The organism is Blautia sp. SC05B48 (assembly GCF_005848555.1).
Taxonomy (GTDB): Bacteria; Bacillota; Clostridia; order Lachnospirales; family Lachnospiraceae; genus Blautia_A.
The window spans coordinates 2,939,363-2,962,427 of the sequence record NZ_CP040518.1; the positions used below are offsets into that span (position 1 = coordinate 2,939,363).

The window sequence follows — 23,065 nt, forward strand, 5'->3', positions numbered from 1 at the left end:
TCTGATCGGCTCCCAGGTATTCATTCTGGATATGTATAAGTTGATCTTTGCAACAGGATATTTTCCCAATCTCGTTCATGGCGCAGCACTCGGAGAATATGAATCTCTTTTGTTTCTTCCATTATAATATAAAAAATAATAGATGGCGGAAAAGATCTTTTATGTATGGAATATCCTCTGTACAGAATTTGAGTTCGGGGAAAGGCAGTACTGAACTGGCCTAAATTCTGCATTTGTTCTTTCAGATCAGATTGAAAACGGTCAGCACGTTGCTGGCCGAATTCTTCTTCAATATAATCTGCAATGTCTGTGACATCGTAAATTGCTTCCCAGGTTAAAATAATTTTATATTCTTGCATTTCTTCGTGCATCCCTTAATTCTGTGATTTTGCGAAAAGCATCTTCCAGTGGCAATTCACGACCAGCTTCCATATCATCAATTCCCCGGTCTAACATGCGGAGAAGATGATTGTTTTCCTGGTTTTTATCGGTTGTAGGGACTTTTTTTGTTAATTCCATGAAATCACTCCAATCATACGGTTTATAAATAGTGTATGTTGTTCAGAAGTATCTATCCATAGTTTAGCATAGAATGGGCAGCAATACAATTGAATTATTTTGCAGGAGCGTCCGTCAGACCAAGAAGATATTCGCAGGAAACATTAAATACTTCGGCCAGTGCGACAACTTCGTAGTCGGGAACGAAACGTGTGCCTTGTTCAATTCGCAGGATTGCCAGATCATTAAAATCATATCCTGCAAGTTGTAATTTGGCAGCGAGTGTTTTCTGAGTAAGATTATGAGCCTTTCGTAATTCTTTTACCCGTTGTCCTATTCTGTTTTTACTGTTCGTTTTTTTATCCCAATAAATAATCATTCTGATCCTCAAAAGTTTCTAAAGATGAAGTATTATTATTGATTTTAAGGAAAAATATTGTTACTATACTTCTAAAGATGAAGTTTTTGGAAAGTTTATTTGATTTTTGAAATAAGAAAATGATAATGCTGCCTGTAATGAGAAATAATTCTAATGAGAGGTGGAAAGAAGATGAATGAATTTTATGAAGCAGTATCGAATTTATTTGAGGAATTGCGCTGTGACTTCGGAGAAAGAGAATATACAGTACAGCCGGAAGAATGGAAAGAAGCAGAGAAGAATTTGAAACAAATACAAAAGAAGCTGCCACTACATCTGGAAAAAATCCCAGAGCGTGAGCAGAATTTCTGGAATAAATATCTGGATCAGTTAGAACATTTCCATTATGAAGAGGAGCAGCGGGCTTATTACCAGGGAATGATGGATGTAGTTGAGTTTCTTATTAATATAGGGGCAATAAAGAAATCCACGAATGTTAAGAGAATGATAGAAAAATATGCACGTTAAGAGTGGCGGTATGGGAAACCATACCGCTTCTTCAGAATAATTCAGATAGAATTCAAATGAATTTCAGGGATCTTGTTTATCGTGGTCTGTAGGAATTTTGTATGTGCGCAGGTATGCTTCTACGATGGCAAGGATAGCGGTAATTTGCTCATCGTTGCATTTTGACAGGTACATGAGCAGGCGTTGATAATCAAGATTATCTGTATGATTGTTTGGATAAAACAATGGTTCAGGAGGAACATTTAAAGCGCGTACCAGTTTTCTGATTTTATGAAAACTCGGAACTCGGCCCCCATTTTCAATTTCCTTTAAATATCGGCTGGACATTTCTGCTTTTTCAGCTAATTCTTCATAAGTCAATTTTTGCTCGTGTCGGGCGTTCTTAAAAAACAATCCCAGTTCTTTATCTGTTTGTTTTGGCATATGATACACCTCCATGTTTAGTGTATAGTTCCCTTTCTTGAAAGAAAATGAACTAATATTTCACTAAAAAAGAGGGTGATATTTCACTTTTTAAAAGACATATAAAATTCTGAATTTCCGTAAAACAGATCCGGAGGTATAGGAAAGATTAAGAATTTTATTGTCTGGTATCATATCCGTCATTACGTGACGGATGAAATAGATAAATAGTTCAAAAAAGCAAATAAATTTCTTTACCTCAAAAAGTGAATTATATGCCACAAAAAATGATGGCAAAATATTATCTTTTGATATAAATAGCGTCCGATGGGCTAAAAACTACCCATTAGGACGTTTTTTATATACCTCAAAATACAGGAAAAACAATTTTCTCGTATTTATTAAGAAATTTTTTAAAAATTTCTTCCCACACCCCGACAAATGCACTCATCCGTTTGGGATATGTGTGAAGGGGAAGCAAGAACTTTGCTTATTGCCTACCGGCGGGGAAGGAGGTGAACTCTTATGGAGCAATCCTCTTTTCAAGATGAGCAGACAGTCAGACATCAGTTTGATTCTCTGTGCAAGCTGGCATTGAAAAGTGAAGTTATTAATTATGAAAAGCATATGGCATATCGCCAGAAGTATGAAGTGATGTTGTCAGAATTATCAGAAAAGGAGTTGAGCAGACTTTTTATAATGGATGAGCATGAAATGGAAACACATCGTTTTCAGGTCCTGGGTTACGACATAGAAGTCAAAGATGCATTGATTGCTGAAGCACTGCAGACACTTACTGAAAAGAAAAGGAATGTTGTGTTATTATCATATTTTATGGATATGAGTGATGCAGACATTGCCAGAGAAATGAATCTTGTACGCAGCACAATTAATGAGCATCGTAGACGATCACTGGAACTGATGAGAAAAAATATGGAGGAATCTGCAAATGAAAAAAAGTAAAAAACAGAAATGCGCATTTGATTTGCTGCCATTCCATGTTATTGAGGCAGCATCAACTGGTGATACTGAGGCAATCCAGGCAGTGTTGAAGCATTATGAAGGGTACATAACAGTTTTGGCTACCAGAAAAATGTTTGACGAATTTGGACAGGTGCATTACTGTGTAGATGAAACTCTGCGTCAACGCCTGGAAGCAAAACTGATTACTAAGACCTTGGGATTTGATACGAAATCATATGTAAGGAAAAGTAATCAGTAAAGGGAGTATTTAATATAGATTCCTTTTCCCCTTCAGGAATTTTTGTACCTTGAAAATTGTATATTGTTTTACATACAGGACGTGAAGATATGTAGAGCCACTAGGTAAATCCGCCATGATATATCTGCTCTGTTAATGGAGTAAATACGAGGAAATGCTGAAATATAACATTGAAGTAAAGGTATGGAGCGAGAAGAATTTGACAAAATGTGTAGCAGCTGCACAGGGCGACGAAGCATATCTGTGATAATGATACTTCCAGAAAAAATCTGGTCATATTTAATGACGGTGCAAAACCGATGTGGGCAGAGTACTGAACTGCCACCTGTATTGTAATTTTATCTGCCGATGACAGTGTATAAAATTGTAAATTGTCATGGGCAGATAAAAATGTTTTGTCCAAAGAGAAAAGGAGGAGAGAAGAGTGGCGATTAAAATTGAAAAAGGTAAGATTCCAATTTGGGAAAAATATATGCTTACGGTGGATGAAGCAGTGCAATATTTCGGAATAGGTGAAAAGAAAATAAGGATGCTTATTTCGGAACATCTAAATTCAGAATGTTGCTTTACAGTCCAGGTGGGGTGTAAGTCATTGATTAACCGTAAGAAATTTGAGGCCTTTCTGGATCAGACTACGTCTTTGTAAAAAATATACGAACAATTTAGCACTTTAAAGTGGAAATGTTAGCCCTGGTATGATATAATACCTATATCGTGCTAGGGCTTCTTCGTAGAAAGGGGCGAAGACGTTTGGGTAAAACAAAACGTGACCAAAAACGACGAGATAAAAAAGGTCGAATTTTACGAAACGGAGAAAGTCAGAGAAAAGATGGAAGATATGCGTTTGTATATACAGATTGTTATGGAAAGCAGAAGTTTTTGTATAGTTGGAAATTAGAGCCAACAGATTCTCTGCCAACTGGATGCAGACCATGCTTAGCTCTAAGGGAAAAAGAAAAAAATATCCAAAGAGATTTACATGATGGTATAGTACCTTACGGAGGAAATTTAACAGTTTTGGATTTGGTTCAAAAATATATTGGACAAAAAAAGGGGGTTCGTCATAATACTCAGGCGAACTATGATTTTGTGATCAATATAATAAAAAAAGAAGAATTCGGAACCAGAAGAATAGATAAAATAAAATTGTCGGATGCAAAAGCATGGTTTATTAAGCTGCAAGCAGATGGAAGAGGATACAGTTCCATTCACAGTGTGCGTGGAATTGTAAGACCTGCATTTCAGATGGCAGTTGAAGATGATTTACTGCGCAAGAATCCTTTTGAATTTCAATTATGTACAGTTGTCGTAAATGACAGTGTTACAAGACAGGCAATTACAAAAGAACAGGAAGAGTTATTTCTGGAGTTTATCCGAAATGATGACCATTACTCAAAATACTATAATGGAATGTTTATTTTGTTTAAGACTGGACTTCGTATTTCTGAGTTTTGTGGATTGACAGTGAAAGATATTGATCTTCAGGAGAGAAAAATCAATGTGAATCATCAGCTTCAGAGAACCAGAGGAATGCAGTACGTCATTGAAGATACCAAAACTTCAAGTGGAACACGAATGTTGCCGATGACAGATGAAGTTTATGAATGTTTTGAACAGATTGTGAAAAACCGTAAAAAAGTAAGGGTTGAGCCGATTATAGATGGATATAGTCGATTTTTATTCCTGGATAAAAAAGATATGCCTGAGGTAGCACTCCATTGGGAAAAACATTTTCAGTGGGCGTTAGGAAAGTATAATCGTACTCATGAGGAACAAATGCCAAAGATCACGCCTCATGTATGTAGGCATACATATTGTTCCAATATGGCGAAAGCTGGAATGAATCCGAAAGCACTCCAATATTTAATGGGACATTCTGATATAGGGGTTACGTTAAATGTATATACGCATCTGGGATTAATTGATGCAAAAGAAGAGATGAATAGGATTGCAAAACTGGCATAGTATGATAAAATAATAGAAAAAAGAATTAAAAATAATCTGATTATAAGGTTCTTAGAGAGCCTGTTTTCCAGGCTGGTTATTACTAAGAAGTTACTAAATTTGGATAAGAAAATATACGAATTTATGCTGTGATATACAGGAAAATGACAGGATTGAAGATTATCGGAAAATGCCTGTAAACAGCGTAAATACAGCATTTCAAGGAGTTTTAAGCAATGATAAGAGTGTTATTTGTCTGCCACGGCAATATCTGCAGATCAACTATGGCCGAGAGTGTTTTTACGCACAAGGTAAAAACGCTCGGCCTTTCAGATCAGTTTTTGATCGACAGTTTTGCAACAAGTACAGAAGAGATTGGGAATCCGCCTCACAGAGGAACAGTGAACAAGCTGAGAGAAGTGGGAATACCACTGGTTCCGCACAGAGCGAAGCAGATTACGTGGGCGGATTATGAAAAATCCGATTATATTATTGGTATGGATTCTGCTAATATGCGTAATCTTAACAGGATGCTGAAGAATGATCCGGAAGAGAAGCTCTATAAGTTTCTGACTTTTGCCGGATCAGGACGGGATATTGCGGATCCTTGGTATACAGGAAATTTTGATGAAACTTATGAAGATATACAGGAAGGTTGTGAGGGATTTCTGGATTATCTGGAGAAACATGGAGAAATCCATTACTGATATTTCGGAATGAGACACAAATCTGAAACAATACAAAAGGTATGACAGTAAAAGGCGGCGGAAGCTGCTTTTTCTGTCGATGAAAACTTCTTTACAAATCTGAAAACTTCTATTATACTGATTCATACAGCAGGCAACTCAGATTCAGCAGAGAAATCTGCTCTCTACAATTCTACAGTGGAAGTTCTTTCCACGAAAATATCTAATTGTGTTATCAGATCAGAATCATTTTGTGCGTTGTTGTGAGAGCGCACAGGATTTTGTCAGGACGTTCGTCCGCTTTGTTTCACAGAAAGGAAATTAAATATGGAAAAAGGTTATGAAACTTTTGTCACGGACCTGAGAAAGCTTCTTCTTGCGGCTATGGATCTGCGGGAAGAAGAAATTTATTTTTCAAACGATGGAGAAAAATATGGCTGTTTGGGAGATAGGCTATTTGTAGAAAGTGGTCATATGGAAAAGGCAAAAACAGTCTGCGGGTTGCATACAGAAGAGCTTTATAAAAGGTACTGTCAGGAACATTCTTTTGAAAATATCGTTCATGATTGTGTTAGGGAGATAAAAAAAGTCAGTGAAAATTGTGTGCTATGTGATTTGGACGATCTGAAAGATTATGAGAAGGTAAAAAGCAGACTTTTTATTCGACTTCTGAATGCAGATAAAAACAGGACTATACTGAAGGAGCTGGTTCATCACAAAATCGGAGATATTGCTTTAGTGGTTTATTATCTTGCAGGAGAAAAAGAGGGATATGTTCTGAGTGCAAAGATCAAGAAAAGTTTTGTGGAGAAATGGGGAAAAGATGCGGATACTGTTTTCGAAGCTGCTCTAATAAATACATATTTTATCAGCCCACCAAGAATCTATCATTGGGAAAAAATGCTGTTTGATAAGACGTACGAAGGAGATAATTTCATGGATATCCTTGGAACATACCATCCAAATAAAGGGATTGCCGGGAATTGCCTGAGTACAGAAAAGCGTACTAATGGAGCGGCAGCAATCTTTTTGCCCGGGGTAGCCAGACGTCTTTCTGAACTTCTGGGGTCAGACCTGTATCTGGTTTTTACCAGTGTTCATGAAGTAATGGTCCATAATGCGGATGTGGTTTATCCGGAAGATTTGAAAGAAGTTCTAAGTGATACGCTCGAGAAAGCAACTCCGGAAGAAGATTATCTGACATCTTCCATTTATCGATACAGCAGAAGGAGTGGTGAATTCTCTGTGGAATTGAAATGAGCTAAAGAAAAGTGGCATATGGAAATTAAGGCCGGAATCCATCATAAAGAATGAAATTCCGGCCAGGTTCTTTCTCTGTGTTATGCTGTTTGTCTAACTATTATCATAAAAGCTTTTTTGTGGTTTAGCTGAGAAGTGCGGAATCGTTGGAAAATTCTTCACCGCTGGCTTCTTCGAATTTGTCTAGAAGATCCTTGACTGTAAGCTTTTTCTTTTCTTCACCCTGGATATCCAGAATGATCTTTCCCTCCCACATCATGATCAGACGGTTGCCGTGAGTGATAGCATCACGCATGTTATGGGTGATCATCATGGTTGTCAGATGATCGCGGGTTACGATCATGTCTGTGATCTCGAGAACCTTGGCTGCAGTCTTCGGATCAAGGGCAGCAGTGTGCTCATCCAGAAGAAGAAGCTGAGGCTTCTTTAAAGTTGCCATCAGAAGTGTCAATGCCTGACGCTGGCCACCGGAGAGGAGCCCGACTTTGGAAGTGAGGCGGTCCTCAAGACCAAGACCGAGAATCTTCAGGAGTTCGTGATATTCTTCCCGTTCCTGACGGGTAATGCCCGGACGGAGAAGGCGAGATTTTCCGCGGCGTTTGGCAAGAGCAAGATTTTCTTCAATTCCCATAGTTGCAGCAGTTCCGGTCATAGGATCCTGGAATACACGGCCAAGATACGCGGCTCTTTTATATTCTGAAAGTTTTGTGACATCGGTTCCACCGATAATGATCTTTCCGGAATCTACAGGCCAGGCACCGGCAACTGCATTCAGCATAGTGGATTTTCCGGCACCGTTTCCTCCGATGACTGTAACAAAATCACCTTCGTTCAGATGAAGATCCACGCCGTTTAAAGCAACCTTTTCATTGATGGTGCCCGGATTAAATGTTTTATGTATATCGATCAGTTTCAGCATGATCATTTACCTCCCTGTTTGGCTTTTGTAAAGTATTTGCCCTTCCAGTATGGGAAAGCAAGGAACAATGCAACGACGAGTGCGGAAAGCATTTTAAGAAGGTCTGTATCAATTCCCATCCAGATAACAATCTGAAGTACCAGGTAATAAAGAATAGAACCAAATACAACGCTTAACAGCTTCAGTGCAAAGTTGCGGAAAATACGGCTGAAGATCGCTTCGCCGATAATTACTGCAGCAAGACCTATAACGATGGAACCACGTCCCATGTTGATATCTGCAAATCCCTGATACTGTGTGAGAAGAGCACCGGAAAGAGCAACAAGTCCGTTGGAAAGCATCAGTCCCAGAACCTTATTACGATCTGTGTTGATACCCTGTGCACGCGACATACTTGGATTACATCCGGTCGCACGCAGGGAACATCCGAGTTCAGTTCCGAAGAACCAGTAAAGGACTGCAATCAGAATAACGATCATAATTGCTACGATAAAAAGCGTATTCTGTGTCAGAACAACACCCTTGACACGTCGAAGGGATACCAGAAGATTAAATTTATCAACATTGATCGCCTGGTTTGCTTTTCCCATGATTTTCAGGTTAACAGAGTAAAGGGAAAGTTGTGTCAGGATTCCGGCAAGGATAGCCGGGATGCCCATAAAGGTATGAAAAATACCGGTGGCAAGACCTGCCAGAAGTCCTGCTCCTGTTGCAGCCAGCATGGACACCCATACATTGTGTCCGCTGAGCATCATCATGATACAAACAGCGCCGCCTGTACATAAAGTTCCGTCAACGGTAAGATCCGCAATATCAAGAATGCGGAATGTAATGTACACACCGATCGCCATGATTCCCCAGATAAGCCCCTGTGCGGCAGCTCCCGGAAGTGCGGTCATTAAACTCATAATCTGCATGTTAAATTATCCTCCTCTTTTTTATGCACGAACAGCGAGAAGGGTAACTCCCTTCTCGCTGTATCAGTGTATAATAGGTTTTTTACCGATTATTCAGCTGTTTCTTCTGTTTCGATTGCTTCATATCCATCCGGAATTTTAATACCAAGCTCGTCACAGATGTCTTTGTTGTATTCTTTTGTGAATTTTGGTGCATATTCAATCGGCATTTTGGAGATATCTTTACCATCCTGAAGGATGCTGACTGCCATTTCGCCGGTTTTGTATCCAAGATCATAGTAGCTGATGGAAAGTGTTGCAACACCGCATGCCTTGCAGATACCTTCTTCACCAGCGATTACCGGAACCTTTGCCGGGAGACAGATGTTGTTGATGATCTCAGTATTGGATGCTACAGTATTATCTGTAGGTGCATAGATCACATCGCTGTCATTGGCAGCTGTGGTAACAACGGATGAAAGATCGTTGGAATCAGAGAATGCATAATATTCACAGGTATAACCAAGCTTCTCAAGAGCATCTTTTACAGTATCTACCTGATATTGGGAGTTCGGCTCTGCTGAGCAGTAGAGAAGTCCGACATTTTTTGCATCCGGGAAAAGCTCATGGAGCATATCGGCCTGCTCATCAAGAGGAGCAAGATCAGAAGTACCGGAAATGTTCCCGCCTACTGTTCCGTCAAAGTCATCGATCCCAAGAGCGACACCGTACTCGGTAACGGCTGTTCCGAGGATCGGGATATCGGAAGTTCCGGCAGCTGCAGCCTGAAGAGATGCGGTTGCGTTTGCAAGGATCAGGTCTGCCCCCTCTGAAACAAAGCCGTTGATAATGGTAGAACAGGTATTAGAATCACCCTGTGCATTCTGCTCGTCGAATTTTACGGAATCCCCCATTTTCTCAGTGATCGCATCCTCAAAGCCCTTGGTTGCGGCATCCAGTGCATCATGCTGGACCAGCTGGCAGATACCTATTGTGTAAGTCTTTTCTTCTTTGGCGCTTACTGTTGCAGCACAGGTCCCTGTTACAAGAGCTGCTGCGAGTACAGCTGTTAAAATACGCTTTTTCATATTGTTTTCCTCCTCGCGATATTGCTGCATTTTTTGGATTATTTAAAAATGCAACTCTGATTGTGTTAATATAACACTTTAACGCTTAAAAGTCAAGAAGAATTAACGCGAAAATATGTTGAATAAACAGATCCGGAAAAACAAAATAAAGCATGAAATGAAATGCAGGCACAGAGAAAAACACAAGGTCATATCATATTGTGAATGTAGTTTTCGAGGAGAATGAACATGGCATATAAAATCGTTCTGGATGCCGGACACGGCGGAGAAGATCCAGGTGCTGTTTATAAAGAACGTAAGGAAAAGGATGACAATCTGAAACTGACCCTTGCGGTAGGAAAGATCCTGGAAGAGAACGGCGTGGATGTGGTTTATACCAGGACTACCGATATTTATCAGACTCCTTTTGAAAAAGCGAAAGCCGCAAATGAAGCCGGAGCAGATTTTTTTATTTCTTTTCATCGCAACAGTAGTTCCGGGCCCGAACAATACAATGGAGTTGAAGTATTAGTCTATGATAAGAAAGGCATTAAATATCAGATGGCACAGAATATCCTGGGAGCATTGGGGGAACTGGGGTTTCGGGAACTGGGCGTGAAAGAACGTCCCGGGCTGGTAGTGCTCCGGCGCACAAAAATGCCGGCACTTTTGATCGAGACCGGATTTATAAACTCGGAAAAGGATAATCAGCTTTTTGAAAAAAAATTCGAAGAGATTGCCAGAAGCATCGCAGATGCCATTCTGGGAACATTGAATGAGGAAACTGTGGAAGAACCATTATATTATCGAGTACAGACAGGAGCATTTCGAAACCGGGAAAACGCAGACCGGATGTTGTATCAGCTGACAGATCAGGGATTTCCGGCGTTTATCCTGAGAGAGAATGATCTTTACAAAGTTCAGGTAGGAGCATATATGCAGCTTGGAAATGCGGTCAATATGGAACAAAGGCTGAGGGACAGAGGATATAGCACAGTGATCGTTACAAAATAGAAAACAGATGATCTGTTAGTGCATCTGCCACGAAAGAGTGATATGATTAGGCAATACAGAAAGCTGGATAAGGGATATCTGTCAGATAAATATCTTTTGATCCGGGATTTAGCTGCAGATGGTAAAGAAAGGACATAGAAAATAATGTACGAAGAGTTTCTGAAACAGATAGAAGATTTCATGTTTATAGAAGATAAGCCGGAAAAAGCGGATGTGATCTTTATTCCAGGAAACGGATATCCTCAAATGGCGGAAAAAGCAGCGGAGCTTTACAGGAATGGGTTTGCACCAAAGATCCTGCCCAGTGGAAGATACAGTATCACAGCAGGGAGATTTACAGGAGTTCTTGACAAGAAAGAATGTTATTGTGGGACATACAAAACGGAATGGGATTTTTTGAAAGATGTCCTGATGCAGAATGGTGTACCAGAGGAAGCAATCCTGAAAGAAGATCAGGCAACCTATACTTATGAGAATGCAATTTATTCCCGACAGGTAACAGACAGAGAATACCTGGATATCAAAAAGGCGATTCTCTGCTGTAAAACCTGTCATGCAAGGCGTGCATTGATGTATTACAAGTTGCTTTATCCGGATACGGAATTCTTTGTGAGTTCATGTTGTGTGGATTCTATAGATAAAAATACGTGGATTATGACAAATGATGGAATTGATGAAGTAATGGGGGAAATAACTAAAATAATTAAACAATTTTCATTGATGCTCAAAAAAAATTAATTTAGGGGTGTCGTAAAAAAAAGAATTGTGTTATAATGCATTTGACGAAAAAACGAAATATCTGTTACGAAAGATTAACAAGATATTAATTTTTGGAGAAATATTGGTTCGAGCGCATGTTACATGCGTTCGATATTTTATATAACTGAATTTTTTGACAAAAGGCAAATATGAATCTTAGATTTTGAATATAGAGGTGCAGATTATTATGAAAAAGAACACAAAGAATACATTTAGCAGAAGCTTTTCAATACTGGCAGCAGCGGCATTATCCATGACACTGATCGGAGGACAGACCTTTCCGGCATATGCGGAGAACTCTTCAGGTATAGAATCCGGTGCTGTGATCCCGGATAATATAACTATTGACAGCCCTACAGCTCTTGCTAACATTGCGCTTCCATCTAATGCGTATGGAACTCTTTCCTGGGCAGATAGTTCTTATGTTCCGGACAAACGTGTACAATCCTGTGGGGTAGTATTCAAACCTGCTGCAGGGGCTGACCTTTCAGGTCTTCCAGGGTGGGACAGTAATTCAGGAACACTTACAGGTTCCGTGACAGTTGTGGTCAGCAGCCTTGACAGTACAGAGGAAAATTCCGGAAGTGAGGAAAGCTCCGATTCTTCTGATTCAGGAGAATCCTACGAAACCGATGATAAAGAGGAAAATGGAACTGACGTCAATGAGAGTGATGCAGATACTTCCGTAAAAGAAACAGAGGACAGCACTGCAGAGAATGAAGGGAAGAACGAAGGTCTGCAGACTGACAGTGTTCAGGAGAATGAGAATAAAGAAGATTCGGAGACAACAGGAAAAACGGAGCAGTCTTCTTCAGATTCTTCAGATACAGCAGATGCCAGTGGAGAGGAAAAAAGGGATCCGGAGATAACGGAAGCTCCGGAGGTAACAGCTGCACCATCTGAGGATAATAAAACTCAGGATGGGGAAGAAGCAGAAGCTGCGGAAACTCCTGCTGTAACGATAACTCCGGCGGCAGAAGATGATATGGATCCTGATGCAGCATCTGAGAGCAGAGACGATGAGAATCATGAAAAAAATAACGATGCTGAAATCACCGCGATCCCGGAAATCACGGAGACTCCTGATGCTGAAGAAAACAAGAATAATATTTTTGACAGGAAAGATGATACAGAGGATAAACGCCCTCAGAATGCAGCTACCGATCTGACAGAAAAAGAAAAAGAGGAAATTGCGTCTCAAAATCATACCTGTGATGGAATCACGGTATCAGGAATCGATCTTCCGTGGTATGTACAGTTTCGTGTTTCCGGTGGTGAGGATTATCAGTTTACCAATGAAGAAGATGCAACGATCTTTAAATCCTATGAGTTTGAACTCTGGGATACACAGAATAATACAGAGTATAAAATTCCGGATGGAGAGTATATCAGTGTGACTGTACCTGTAAAGGCCGGCTATACATATTCTATTGAGCACCTTCTTGATAATGGCGCAATGGAGACCATCATTCCAAGCGTGGATGGTGACACAATGACTTTCAGTACACATTCATTCAGCCCATTTGGCATTGCCGGAAGTAAATCTCTGGTAGGGCCAGATGCTGAAAGCAATACCGGTGCAACGATTACACCTGCAGCAGATGCTTCGTCTTCGGATGCTTCATCTTCAGGTACTGCAGATCCTGCAGAAACAGACAGTACAGACACCAATGCGGCGGAGACATCTCAGAATCTGACTTCAGATAGCCCGGATCAGGAACAGCCTTCTTCTCAGAACAGTGATACGGCGGGGAATGAGGCTGAAGAACAGTCTTCTGCAACAACATCCAAGAAACAGGTAAATACTGGAGATAACACCCAGATTCTTCCGTTTGTGATCTTGTTTGTGGCAGCGGCAGTTGTAGCCGGTGTAGCTGTGTTTTTTAAGAAAAGAAAGAAGTAATGAATAAGAATAAGAGAAAAAGCTCTCCCATATAATGACTGTGGGAGGGCTTTTTTATGAAGGGAAAAGCAATATTACGATCATTGCTGCTGGCCTATGGAGTGACAGGACTTTTTCTTCTGATACTGGCATTTTTGCTCTTTCAGTTTGAATTTGGAGGAGGGACGGCGGCGGTAGGGATCATTATTATTTATGTGGTATCCTGCCTGGCCGGAGGTTTTATGGCGGGAAAGATCATACGGAAAGACCGATATATTTGGGGGATCGTTACCGGGCTTTCTTATTATGTTCTGCTGCTTCTGGTATCTTTTCTGGCACAGGGGAAATGGGATATGACCTTTGCCCATGCGTTGACTACTTTTTTTATGTGTCTTGGTGGCGGAGCCATTGGTGGGATGCTGTCGTAAAAGCTTACAAAAAAATGCTTTGAAAATCGATGATTTTATGCTATACTAGGCGAAGAATAGAATACATAAAGGAGGATATATCATGGAACATATCAAGACATTAAATACAAAGAACCTTCAGAACACGGTTAAGAAGGGTGGATGTGGCGAATGTCAGACATCCTGTCAGTCTGCTTGCAAGACTTCCTGTACAGTAGGAAACCAGAGCTGCGAGCATAAATAAGAAGCAGCCGTTGAATGAGTGGAAAGCAGCGGGAGATCCGCTGCTTCACTTGTTTTATCTGAAGTAACAGGTATCCAGCAAAACGCGCCGGAGGGCGCGTTTTGTCGGGTTATAAAAGAATTTTAGAAAGGATTGCGGGAAGATGAGTCTGATTCACCGTTATCAAAGTAATGGATATAATATTGTGCTGGATATCAACAGTGGCTGTATCCACCTTGTAGATGAAATAACCTATGAGGTACTGCCATATCTTGAAGAAGGCATGGAAGCGGATGCCATAGCTGAGAAGCTTGGCGACCGTTTTAAGAAAGAGGATGTGGAAACATCTGTAACTGAATGTAAGAAGCTTCAGGAACAGGGAATGCTTTTTACAAAAGATATTTATGAGAATATTATTGATGAATTTACCAAAAACCGCCAGACTGTTGTAAAGGCTCTTTGTCTTCATATTGCTCATGACTGTAATCTGGCATGCAGATACTGTTTTGCAGAAGAAGGAGAGTATCACGGAAGACGTGCACTGATGTCCTTTGAAGTAGGAAAAAAGGCTTTGGATTTCCTGATCGCTAATTCCGGCTCCAGAAAGAATCTGGAAGTGGATTTCTTTGGCGGCGAGCCTCTTATGAACTGGCAGGTCGTAAAGGATCTTGTGAAATACGGAAGAGAACAGGAGAAACTTCATAACAAAAAATTCCGCTTCACACTGACAACCAACGGCGTTCTTTTAAATGATGAGGTGATGGAATTCTGCAATAAGGAGATGGGAAATGTAGTCTTAAGCGTGGACGGCAGAAAAGAAGTCCATGATTACATGCGCCCGTTCCGTAAGGGTGCAGGAAGCTATGATCTGATCATGCCGAAATTTGAGAAATTTGCGGAATCCAGAAATCAGGACAAGTATTATGTAAGAGGAACCTTTACTCATCATAATCTTGATTTTTCTCAGGATGTTCTGCATCTGGCTGACCTTGGCTTCAAACAGATTTCTGTTGAGCCGGTTGTGGCAGCAGATACAGAAGAGTATGCGATCCGTGAGGAGGACATCCCACAGATTCTGGAACAGTATGACATTCTTGCAAAAGAAATGATCAGAAGAGAAAAAGAAGGAAAAGGATTCAACTTCTTCCACTTTATGATAGACCTTACCGGTGGTCCGTGTGTATATAAACGACTTTCCGGATGCGGCTCAGGAACCGAGTACCTGGCTGTTACTCCGTGGGGAGATTTTTATCCATGCCACCAGTTTGTTGGTGAGGAACAGTACCTTATGGGTAATGTAGACGAGGGAATCACAAAGCCTGAAATCGTAAAAGACTTTGGAAGATGTAACGTCTATACGAAACCGGACTGTAAAGACTGTTTTGCCAGATTCTACTGCAGCGGCGGCTGTGCGGCAAATGGTTACCACTTCGGCGGAGATATCCGGGGGAATTATAAGATCGGATGCGAACTCCAGAGGAAGCGTGTGGAGTGCGCTATCATGATAAAAGCCGCTTTGGCGGAATAAGAGAGGAAAAAGAAAATGAAGAAAAGTAGAGGAATTGCAGTGCTGCTTCTGACAGCAATTGTCACAGTATTCTTCTGCTATGTGGCTGCGGTAGGCATTGGTCCTACAGGAACAGGTTCGGCTAAGAACATCAATACCGGACTTGATCTTGCCGGCGGTGTCAGCATCACATACCAGGCTAAGGACAGCAATCCGAGCAAGGAAGATATGTCCGATACTGTTTACAAGATGCAGCAGCGTGTTTCTCAGTACAGTACTGAGGCACAGGCATATCAGGAAGGTTCCAACCGTATCACTATTGAGATTCCAGGAGTATCAGATGCAAATGCGATCCTGGAAGAACTTGGAAAGCCAGGTTCTCTGTATTTTATCGATCAGACAGATGCAGACGGAAACAAGAATTTTACAACAGGAAACAGTGAGAGTGGATATGTTCTTGCAAGAAGTATTGAGGATATCCAGAAAGCCGGATCTGTTGTACTGGAAGGTACAGACGTTGCAGACGCTGAGGGAGGTGCTTATCAGGATTCATCCACAAGCTCCCAGAAATATGCAGTCAGCCTGACTCTTACAAAGAATGGAAAAACCAAATTTGCGGAAGCTACCAAGGCAAATGTTGGAAAGCAGATTGCAATCGTATATGACGATCAGGTTTTAAGCGCTCCGAATGTAAATGAGGAGATTTCCGGTGGAAAAGCGCAGATCACCGGAATGGCAAGTACAGAAGAGGCACAGAATCTTGCTTCTTACATAAGAATCGGTTCTTTAAGTCTTGAGCTTACCGAACTTCGTTCCAGCGTAGTTGCTGCACAGCTTGGTGAAGAAGCCATTGCAACAAGTGTAAAAGCCGGAGCTATCGGTCTTGTGATCGTTATGCTGATCATGATCATCGCATACCGTATTCCAGGTCTGGTTGCATCTATTGCACTGGTTCTTTATACAACCTTAATGCTGATCACACTGAATGCCTTTGATATCACCCTTACGCTTCCGGGTATTGCAGGTATCATCCTGGGCATTGGTATGGCAGTGGATGCCAATGTTATCATTTACGCCAGAATCCGTGAGGAGATTGCGGCAGGTCTTTCTGTCCATGCAGCAATCAAAAGTGGATTCAGCAAAGCGTTTTCCGCTATTTTTGATGGAAACATCACAACACTGATTGCGGCTTGTGTGCTGATGTGGCTGGGCTCCGGTTCTGTTAAGGGATTTGCCTACACACTGGCAATGGGTATCGTGATCTCCATGTTTACAGCACTGGTCATATCCAGGCTTGTTATTAATGCGGTATATGCAATTGGCGTTCGTGACCCGAAATTCTATGGTATTGCCAAGGAACGTAAGGTTGTGGATTTCATTGGAAAGAGAAAAATCTTCTTTGTTGTTTCAATTATCCTGATCCTTTGCGGGCCTGTAGGAATGCTGGTCCACAGTAATGTGATCGGGGACAAAGCAATGAATTACAGTCTGGAGTTTTCTGGTGGTACTTCTACCAATGTAACCTTCAATAAAGAGATGGATATCAAGGAAATCGATTCCGAGGTAACACCGGTTGTTGAGGCAGTGACAGGTGATAAGAATGTACAGCCGACCAAGGTGCAGGGAACCAATCAGGTTGTGATCAAAACACGTTCTCTGGATCTTAAGGAACGTGAAGCACTGAATAAGGCATTGGAGGAAAATTTTGATGTAGATACAAGTCTGATCACATCGGAGAATATTTCCGCTACTGTCAGCAATGAGATGAGAAGAGACGCTATCGTAGCGGTTATCGTAGCTGCGATCTTCATGCTTCTTTACATCTGGTTCCGCTTCAAGGATATCCGCTTTGCAAGCAGTGCAGTACTTGCACTTCTTCATGATGTTCTGGTCGTACTTGCGTTTTATGTTATTTCCAGAACATCTGTAGGAAATACATTTATTGCGTGTATGCTGACAATCGTAGGTTATTCCATCAATGCTACCATTGTCATCTTCGACCGTATCCGTGAGAATATGAGAGGCAGAAAGAAAGTTGAGGATGAGAAACTGAAAGAGATCGTAAATACAAGTGTTACAGAGACTTTGACACGAAGCATTTACACATCCCTGACAACGTTTGTAATGGTTGCAATTCTTTATGTAATGGGTGTTTCTTCAATTAAAGAGTTTGCAGCACCGTTGATGGTAGGTATCATCGGCGGAGCATATTCCTCTGTATGCATCACAGGTGCTCTGTGGTACACTATGAAAACATTCAGAAAAAATCGTGTTGCCGCACCGGCAGCTGCAGCAGCTTCAACTAAGACTTCTGCCGAGAAATCCGAGAAAAAGGTAAAACAGCCATCCGGACAGCAGACAGTTCAGCAGCAGCCGAAGAAGAAAAACCGTAAAAGAGTTGCCGAGCGTCTTGCAGCGCAGGAGGCAGCAAAGCAGCAGAATGATGAGGAGAAATCTGAATAAAACTGCTGAATAACAGAAACGTTCCGTACCAGGAAAGAAAATTTCCTGGCGGAACGTTTTTTTGTGTGGCATAAAAAACTTGCAGCTATGCAGGAGTATGAGTTACAATACGGTTATTGTGTTGCTTTGAAGAAAGAAAGCGGCAAAGCATCAAGGAGGAAACAACATGGAACGATGGGTTGTTGCTGCAAAACGGGCGGATTTTGCGACAATTGGAAAAGAGTTCGGAATTGATCCGGTGATCGCCAGACTGATCCGAAATCGGGATGTACAGGATAGGGATGAAATTCGTAGATATCTTTATGGAACGGTGGAAGAATTGGCTTCTCCGCATTTGATGAAAGATGTGGATAAGGCAGTGCAGATCCTGCAGAATAAAATAAAGAAAAAAAAACGCATCCGTATTATAGGCGATTATGATATTGATGGGGTAGTATCGACTTTCATTCTGATCAAAGGACTGAAGCGTGCAGGAGCTCTGGCAGATACATATATTCCGGACCGTGTGGCGGACGGATATGGAATCCATGAGCACCTGATCGAAAGAGCAGTGAATGATGGGATTGACGTAATTGTTACCTGTGATAATGGAATTGCGGCGTACAATGAAATCACTATGGCTAAAGAGAATGGAATGACGGTGATAATAACCGATCATCATGAAATTCCCTATAAAGAAACGGAAGATGGAAGAGAACTGATCCTTCCGCCGGCTGATGCCATTGTAAATCCAAAACAACCGGACTGTAATTATCCGGAGAAAAGATTGTGCGGAGCAGTTGTTGCATTGAAGCTGGTGACAGCTCTCTATGAGGCATGTGGGATTCCGGAAAAAGAGTTGGAAGATTTTCTGGAATTAGGAGCCATTGCCACGGTGGGAGATGTGATGGATCTTCAGGGTGAAAACCGTATCCTTGTAAAGGAAGGCCTGAAACGACTTTCCCACACTTTTAACAAAGGTCTCCGTGAACTGATCCGTGCCAATGGCCTGGAGGATGGGCCGATCACTGCCTATCATGTAGGGTTTGTGCTGGGACCATGTATCAATGCCAGTGGAAGACTGGATACCGCTGCACGTTCCCTGAAACTGCTCTGTGCGGAGACGGAAGATGAAGCGGCAAAACTTGCCGGCGATCTGACTGCGTTGAATCAAAGCAGAAAAGCTCTCACAGAAGAGGGAAAGGAAGCGGCAATCCGTATTGTGGAAGAGACAGAAATCGGACAGGACAGGGTTCTTGTGATCTATCTACCGGACTGTCATGAAAGTCTGGCTGGAATTATTGCAGGACGTATTCGGGAAAAGTACAATAAACCGGTCTTTGTCCTGACAAAAGGTGAAACAATGGTGAAAGGCAGCGGACGTTCCATAGAAAGCTATTCTATGTTTGAGGAACTGGTAAAATGCGGAGATCTGATGGAACAGTATGGCGGTCATCCTATGGCTGCCGGATTATCCATTAAAGAAGAAAATGTGGAAGAGTTCCGTAGACGGTTAAACGAAAACTGTACTCTGACAGAAAAGGATCTGACTCCAAAGATCCTGATCGATGTGCCAATGCCGGTTTCCTATATAAATAAGGAACTTGTGGAAGAGATATCCCTGCTGGAGCCTTTTGGAAAAGGAAATACCAAACCGATTTTTGCACAGAAGGGACTTCGGGTTTTAAGCAGCCGTATTCTTGGCAAAAATAGGAATGTAGCGAAGCTCCAGCTGTCAGATGGCGCTGGTTGTGTAGTGGAAGCAGTATATTTTGGCGAAGCAGATGAATTTGTTGATAGAATAAAAAACTGTGGAAGTATGGCGGTCACATATTATCCTGAGATCAACCGTTATCAGGGAAGAGAAACTTTACAGATCGTGATCCGGAATTATATTACAGAATAACAGGAGAAGGTATCACTAAAATGCAGGTCCTGACAGCAAGTAATTGACTGTTAAACAGGAAAGAAAGCTCTGCACTGGGCAATATGTAGTCCAGGGCCTGTCGTAATTCCGCGAGTTCTGTCGGGTTGCACATTGATTCCCTACAGAAAAAGTGCTATACTATCTAACATCTGATTGACAAATTAAACCATTGGAGGTTATTATGAAAAAAATAGAAGAATATGTAAGAAGTATCCCGGACTTTCCAGAGCCAGGGATTATTTTCCGTGATGTTACCAGCGTCCTTCAGGATGCGGATGGATTACAGCTTGCCGTTGATTCTATGCAGGATTGTCTGGAGGGTGTGGAGTTCGATGTGATCACAGGTCTTGAATCCAGAGGATTTATCTTTGGTATGCCGATCGCATATAATCTTCACAAACCCTTTGTTCTGGTCCGTAAAGCAGGAAAACTTCCATGTGAGACCGTTTCCAGAACCTACGATCTGGAGTATGGAAGTGCAACTATTGAGATGCATAAAGATTCCATCAAGCCGGGACAGAGGGTTGTTATCGTGGATGACCTGATCGCTACGGGCGGAAGTGTGGAAGCAGCCATCAAGCTTGTGGAGGAGCTTGGAGGTGTAGTTGTTAAAGTTGTTTTCCTCATGGAGCTTGCAGGTCTGAAGGGACGTGAGCGTCTCAAAGGTTATGATGTGGCATCTGTGATCTGTTACGACGGAAAATGATTTTTTGTCGGTGGAAGGGGATGTGAACTGTTGTAGTCATACGGCAGTATGAAATTGTGCACAGGCAGGTGGGATTTAATGGCAGAGACAAAAAATACGGAAAAACAAAACATTGAGATACAGAAGGAAGAAGAAAAAAGAGAGTCTGTTCGGAAGGCAGATGCGGCGGTGAAATCCATGCATGATTTTACAAGCCCCGAGGTTCTTTATCAGGAGCTGATAAAAAGTGTCAAGAAATATCATCCGTCTACAGATATTTCCATGATTGAAAAGGCCTATAAAGTGGCCAGTGAGGCACATAAGGATCAGAAACGTAAATCCGGTGAACCTTATATCATTCATCCTCTCTGTGTTGCGATCATCCTTGCGGATCTTGAACTGGATAAGGAGACCATAGTGGCAGGTCTTCTTCATGATGCGGTAGAAGATACCTGGATGACTTATGAAGAAGTAGAAAAGGAATTTGGTTCTGAGGTAGCACTTCTGGTAGATGGTGTTACCAAGCTGGGTCAGCTGTCATATTCTAAGGATAAGGTAGAGGTTCAGGCTGAAAATTTAAGAAAGATGTTCCTTGCAATGGCTAAGGATATCCGCGTTATCCTGATCAAACTTGCAGACCGTCTTCATAATATGCGTACCCTGCAGTATATGAGACCGGAGAAACAGCAGGAGAAGGCAAGGGAAACCATGGATATCTATGCTCCTATTGCTATGCGGCTTGGTATTTCCAAGATCAAGGTGGAATTGGATGATCTTTCTCTTAAGTATCTGAAGCCGGATGTCTACTATGATCTGGTTGAAAAGGTTGCCCTTCGCAAAAGCGCCCGTGAGGAATTTGTTAATTCTATCGTGAAACAGGTAAAGCAGCATATGGAGGATGCCAACATCAGGGCACAGGTGGATGGCCGCGTGAAGCATTTCTTCAGCATCTATAAGAAGATGGTCAATCAGGATAAAACCATTGATCAGATTTATGACCTGTTTGCTGTACGTATCATTGTAGATACTGTGAAGGACTGTTATGCAGCTCTTGGTGTTATCCATGAGATGTACAAGCCTATCCCCGGCAGATTTAAAGATTATATCGCAATGCCGAAGGCCAATATGTATCAGTCTCTGCATACAACGCTTATTGGTCCTAACGGACAGCCTTTCGAAATCCAGATCCGTACATTTGAAATGCATAAAACCGCAGAATACGGTATTGCAGCTCATTGGAAATATAAGGAAACTTCCGATGGTAAGAAACCTGGAAAGAGCGAGGAAGAGAAGCTGAACTGGCTGCGCCAGATCCTGGAGTGGCAGCGTGATATGTCTGATAACCGGGAGTTCATGAGCCTTCTGAAAAATGATCTGGATCTTTTTGCGGACAGTGTTTACTGTTTCACTCCCCAGGGAGATGTAAAAACGCTTCCCAATGGCTCTACACCTATTGATTTTGCGTACAGTGTGCACAGTGCGGTAGGAAACAAGATGGTAGGTGCCAGGGTCAATGGCAAACTTGTTCCTATTGAATATAAGATCAAAAACGGTGACCGTATTGAGATCATAACTTCCCAGAATTCTCAGGGCCCCAGCCGTGACTGGCTGAAGATCGTAAAGAGTACACAGGCTAAGAATAAGATCAACCAGTGGTTTAAGAAGGAACTGAAGGAAGATAATATTCTGAAGGGTAAGGACATGCTGAATCAGTATGCCAAGACCAAGGGCTTTAAACTAGGCATATATACCAAGCCACAGTATATGGAATCGGTAATGCATAAATATGGTTTCCGAGACTGGGATTCTGTACTGGCAGCTATCGGACATGGCGGCCTGAAAGAAGGTCAGGTGTTTAACAAGCTGGTAGAAGCCTATGAGCGGGAGCATAAGAAGAATCTTACAGATGAACAGGTTCTGGAGGCAGCTTCCGAATCACAGGAGAAGCTTCATATTGCCAAGAGTAAGAGTGGTATTGTAGTAAAAGGTGTCCATGATGTGGCAGTTCGATTTTCTAAATGCTGCAGTCCGATTCCGGGAGATGAGATTGTGGGCTTTGTAACAAGAGGAAGGGGAATCACCATCCATCGTACAGATTGTGTGAATGTGCTCAACATGCCTGAGATTGACAGGAAACGTCTCATTGAAGCAGAGTGGCAGATGCCGGACAGAGCGGATTCCGAGAAATACGAAGCTGAGATCCAGGTTTACGCAAATAATCGTACCGGACTTCTGGTGGATATCTCCAAGATCTTTACAGAGAGGAAGATCGATCTTCGTTCCATTAACAGCCGTACCAACAAGCAGGAACGCGCCACGATTTCCATGTCCTTTAATGTATGCAGCAAACAGGAACTGAATTCTCTGATCGAAAAGATCCGTCAGGTTGAAAGTGTTCTTGATGTAGAGCGAACAACGGGCTGACCCGATAAACGGAGG

At 41.8% G+C, this 23,065-nt stretch carries 24 protein-coding genes; 17 read left to right on the forward strand and 7 right to left on the reverse strand.

Annotated features, from left to right (window positions below):
- Positions 1-20: 20 nt before the first annotated feature.
- From EYS05_RS13645 to EYS05_RS13650, 3 genes are all read right to left on the reverse strand, one after another.
- The gene (locus EYS05_RS13645; protein WP_019162149.1) at positions 21-359 is read right to left on the reverse strand and encodes a type II toxin-antitoxin system RelE/ParE family toxin; all 339 of its coding nucleotides are present in this window, start codon (positions 357-359) and stop codon (positions 21-23) included.
- Positions 346-519 carry a hypothetical protein gene (locus EYS05_RS17505; protein WP_005426514.1) on the reverse strand — a complete coding sequence of 58 codons (174 nt, stop codon included), beginning with the start codon at positions 517-519 and terminating at the stop codon, positions 346-348. The genes EYS05_RS13645 and EYS05_RS17505 overlap by 14 nt, the downstream gene beginning before the upstream one ends.
- Positions 520-613: 94 nt before the next feature.
- Entirely contained in the window at positions 614-877 is a 264-nt protein-coding gene (locus EYS05_RS13650; RefSeq protein WP_015541275.1) for a helix-turn-helix domain-containing protein, read from the reverse strand.
- Positions 878-1,048: 171 nt separating this feature from the next.
- Here EYS05_RS13650 and EYS05_RS13655 point away from each other — a divergent pair, with 171 nt between their 5' ends.
- Positions 1,049-1,384, forward strand: a complete 336-nt coding sequence (locus tag EYS05_RS13655) for a hypothetical protein (protein ID WP_022214380.1) — start codon at positions 1,049-1,051, stop codon at positions 1,382-1,384.
- A 63-nt stretch (positions 1,385-1,447) separates the two neighbouring features.
- Here the strand turns inward: EYS05_RS13655 and EYS05_RS13660 are convergent, their stop codons facing one another.
- The gene (locus tag EYS05_RS13660; RefSeq protein ID WP_015524620.1) at positions 1,448-1,807 is read right to left on the reverse strand and encodes a helix-turn-helix domain-containing protein; all 360 of its coding nucleotides are present in this window, start codon (positions 1,805-1,807) and stop codon (positions 1,448-1,450) included.
- Between the two features lie 504 nt (positions 1,808-2,311).
- On the opposite strand from EYS05_RS13660, the gene EYS05_RS13665 reads away from it, so the two are divergent.
- From EYS05_RS13665 to EYS05_RS13690, 6 genes are all read left to right on the forward strand, one after another.
- Complete coding sequence (locus EYS05_RS13665; RefSeq protein ID WP_005426505.1) at positions 2,312-2,749, forward strand: RNA polymerase sigma factor; 438 nt, start codon at positions 2,312-2,314, stop codon at positions 2,747-2,749.
- Positions 2,736-3,008, forward strand: a complete 273-nt coding sequence (locus EYS05_RS13670) for a helix-turn-helix domain-containing protein (protein ID WP_015541278.1) — start codon at positions 2,736-2,738, stop codon at positions 3,006-3,008. The genes EYS05_RS13665 and EYS05_RS13670 overlap by 14 nt, the downstream gene beginning before the upstream one ends.
- A 424-nt stretch (positions 3,009-3,432) precedes the next feature.
- Positions 3,433-3,654, forward strand: a complete 222-nt coding sequence (locus EYS05_RS13675) for an excisionase (RefSeq protein ID WP_021650362.1) — start codon at positions 3,433-3,435, stop codon at positions 3,652-3,654.
- Between the two features lie 104 nt (positions 3,655-3,758).
- Positions 3,759-4,973, forward strand: coding sequence for a site-specific integrase (locus EYS05_RS13680; protein WP_044960653.1), 1,215 nt, complete (start codon positions 3,759-3,761; stop codon positions 4,971-4,973).
- 215 nt (positions 4,974-5,188) lie between these two features.
- The gene (locus EYS05_RS13685) at positions 5,189-5,659 is read left to right on the forward strand and encodes a low molecular weight protein-tyrosine-phosphatase (RefSeq protein ID WP_044960656.1); all 471 of its coding nucleotides are present in this window, start codon (positions 5,189-5,191) and stop codon (positions 5,657-5,659) included.
- A gap of 306 nt (positions 5,660-5,965) precedes the next feature.
- Entirely contained in the window at positions 5,966-6,898 is a 933-nt protein-coding gene (locus EYS05_RS13690; RefSeq protein ID WP_118623693.1) for a DUF5688 family protein, read from the forward strand.
- Positions 6,899-7,022: 124 nt separating this feature from the next.
- Here the strand turns inward: EYS05_RS13690 and EYS05_RS13695 are convergent, their stop codons facing one another.
- The 3 genes from EYS05_RS13695 to EYS05_RS13705 form a co-directional block, all read right to left on the reverse strand.
- On the reverse strand, positions 7,023-7,817 hold the full coding sequence (locus EYS05_RS13695) for an ABC transporter ATP-binding protein (protein WP_118515603.1): 795 nt from the start codon (positions 7,815-7,817) through the stop codon (positions 7,023-7,025).
- A gap of 2 nt (positions 7,818-7,819) precedes the next feature.
- Entirely contained in the window at positions 7,820-8,734 is a 915-nt protein-coding gene (locus EYS05_RS13700) for an ABC transporter permease (protein WP_118515605.1), read from the reverse strand.
- Between the two features lie 89 nt (positions 8,735-8,823).
- Positions 8,824-9,801 carry an ABC transporter substrate-binding protein gene (locus tag EYS05_RS13705; RefSeq protein ID WP_118515607.1) on the reverse strand — a complete coding sequence of 326 codons (978 nt, stop codon included), beginning with the start codon at positions 9,799-9,801 and terminating at the stop codon, positions 8,824-8,826.
- 228 nt (positions 9,802-10,029) lie between these two features.
- On the opposite strand from EYS05_RS13705, the gene EYS05_RS13710 reads away from it, so the two are divergent.
- The 10 genes from EYS05_RS13710 (at position 10,030) to EYS05_RS13755 (ending at position 23,050) form a co-directional block, all read left to right on the forward strand.
- The gene (locus EYS05_RS13710; protein ID WP_118515609.1) at positions 10,030-10,794 is read left to right on the forward strand and encodes an N-acetylmuramoyl-L-alanine amidase; all 765 of its coding nucleotides are present in this window, start codon (positions 10,030-10,032) and stop codon (positions 10,792-10,794) included.
- A 144-nt stretch (positions 10,795-10,938) separates the two neighbouring features.
- Positions 10,939-11,532 carry a YdcF family protein gene (locus EYS05_RS13715; protein WP_118515611.1) on the forward strand — a complete coding sequence of 198 codons (594 nt, stop codon included), beginning with the start codon at positions 10,939-10,941 and terminating at the stop codon, positions 11,530-11,532.
- Positions 11,533-11,740: 208 nt separating this feature from the next.
- Positions 11,741-13,456: a hypothetical protein gene (locus tag EYS05_RS13720; RefSeq protein WP_118515613.1), complete on the forward strand. Its 1,716-nt coding sequence runs from the start codon at positions 11,741-11,743 to the stop codon at positions 13,454-13,456.
- Positions 13,457-13,512: 56 nt separating this feature from the next.
- The gene (locus EYS05_RS13725; protein ID WP_118515615.1) at positions 13,513-13,863 is read left to right on the forward strand and encodes a TIGR04086 family membrane protein; all 351 of its coding nucleotides are present in this window, start codon (positions 13,513-13,515) and stop codon (positions 13,861-13,863) included.
- A gap of 82 nt (positions 13,864-13,945) precedes the next feature.
- Positions 13,946-14,086, forward strand: coding sequence for a six-cysteine ranthipeptide SCIFF (gene scfA, locus EYS05_RS13730; protein WP_015524633.1), 141 nt, complete (start codon positions 13,946-13,948; stop codon positions 14,084-14,086).
- A 142-nt stretch (positions 14,087-14,228) separates the two neighbouring features.
- Complete coding sequence (scfB, locus tag EYS05_RS13735; protein WP_174235851.1) at positions 14,229-15,593, forward strand: thioether cross-link-forming SCIFF peptide maturase; 1,365 nt, start codon at positions 14,229-14,231, stop codon at positions 15,591-15,593.
- A 15-nt stretch (positions 15,594-15,608) separates the two neighbouring features.
- Positions 15,609-18,035 carry a protein translocase subunit SecD gene (secD, locus tag EYS05_RS13740; protein ID WP_118623695.1) on the forward strand — a complete coding sequence of 809 codons (2,427 nt, stop codon included), beginning with the start codon at positions 15,609-15,611 and terminating at the stop codon, positions 18,033-18,035.
- A 166-nt stretch (positions 18,036-18,201) separates the two neighbouring features.
- Entirely contained in the window at positions 18,202-19,920 is a 1,719-nt protein-coding gene (gene recJ / locus EYS05_RS13745; RefSeq protein WP_138277362.1) for a single-stranded-DNA-specific exonuclease RecJ, read from the forward strand.
- Between the two features lie 202 nt (positions 19,921-20,122).
- On the forward strand, positions 20,123-20,647 hold the full coding sequence (locus EYS05_RS13750; protein WP_118515621.1) for an adenine phosphoribosyltransferase: 525 nt from the start codon (positions 20,123-20,125) through the stop codon (positions 20,645-20,647).
- Positions 20,648-20,725: 78 nt separating this feature from the next.
- Positions 20,726-23,050: a RelA/SpoT family protein gene (locus tag EYS05_RS13755; RefSeq protein ID WP_118515623.1), complete on the forward strand. Its 2,325-nt coding sequence runs from the start codon at positions 20,726-20,728 to the stop codon at positions 23,048-23,050.
- Positions 23,051-23,065 lie beyond the last annotated feature (15 nt).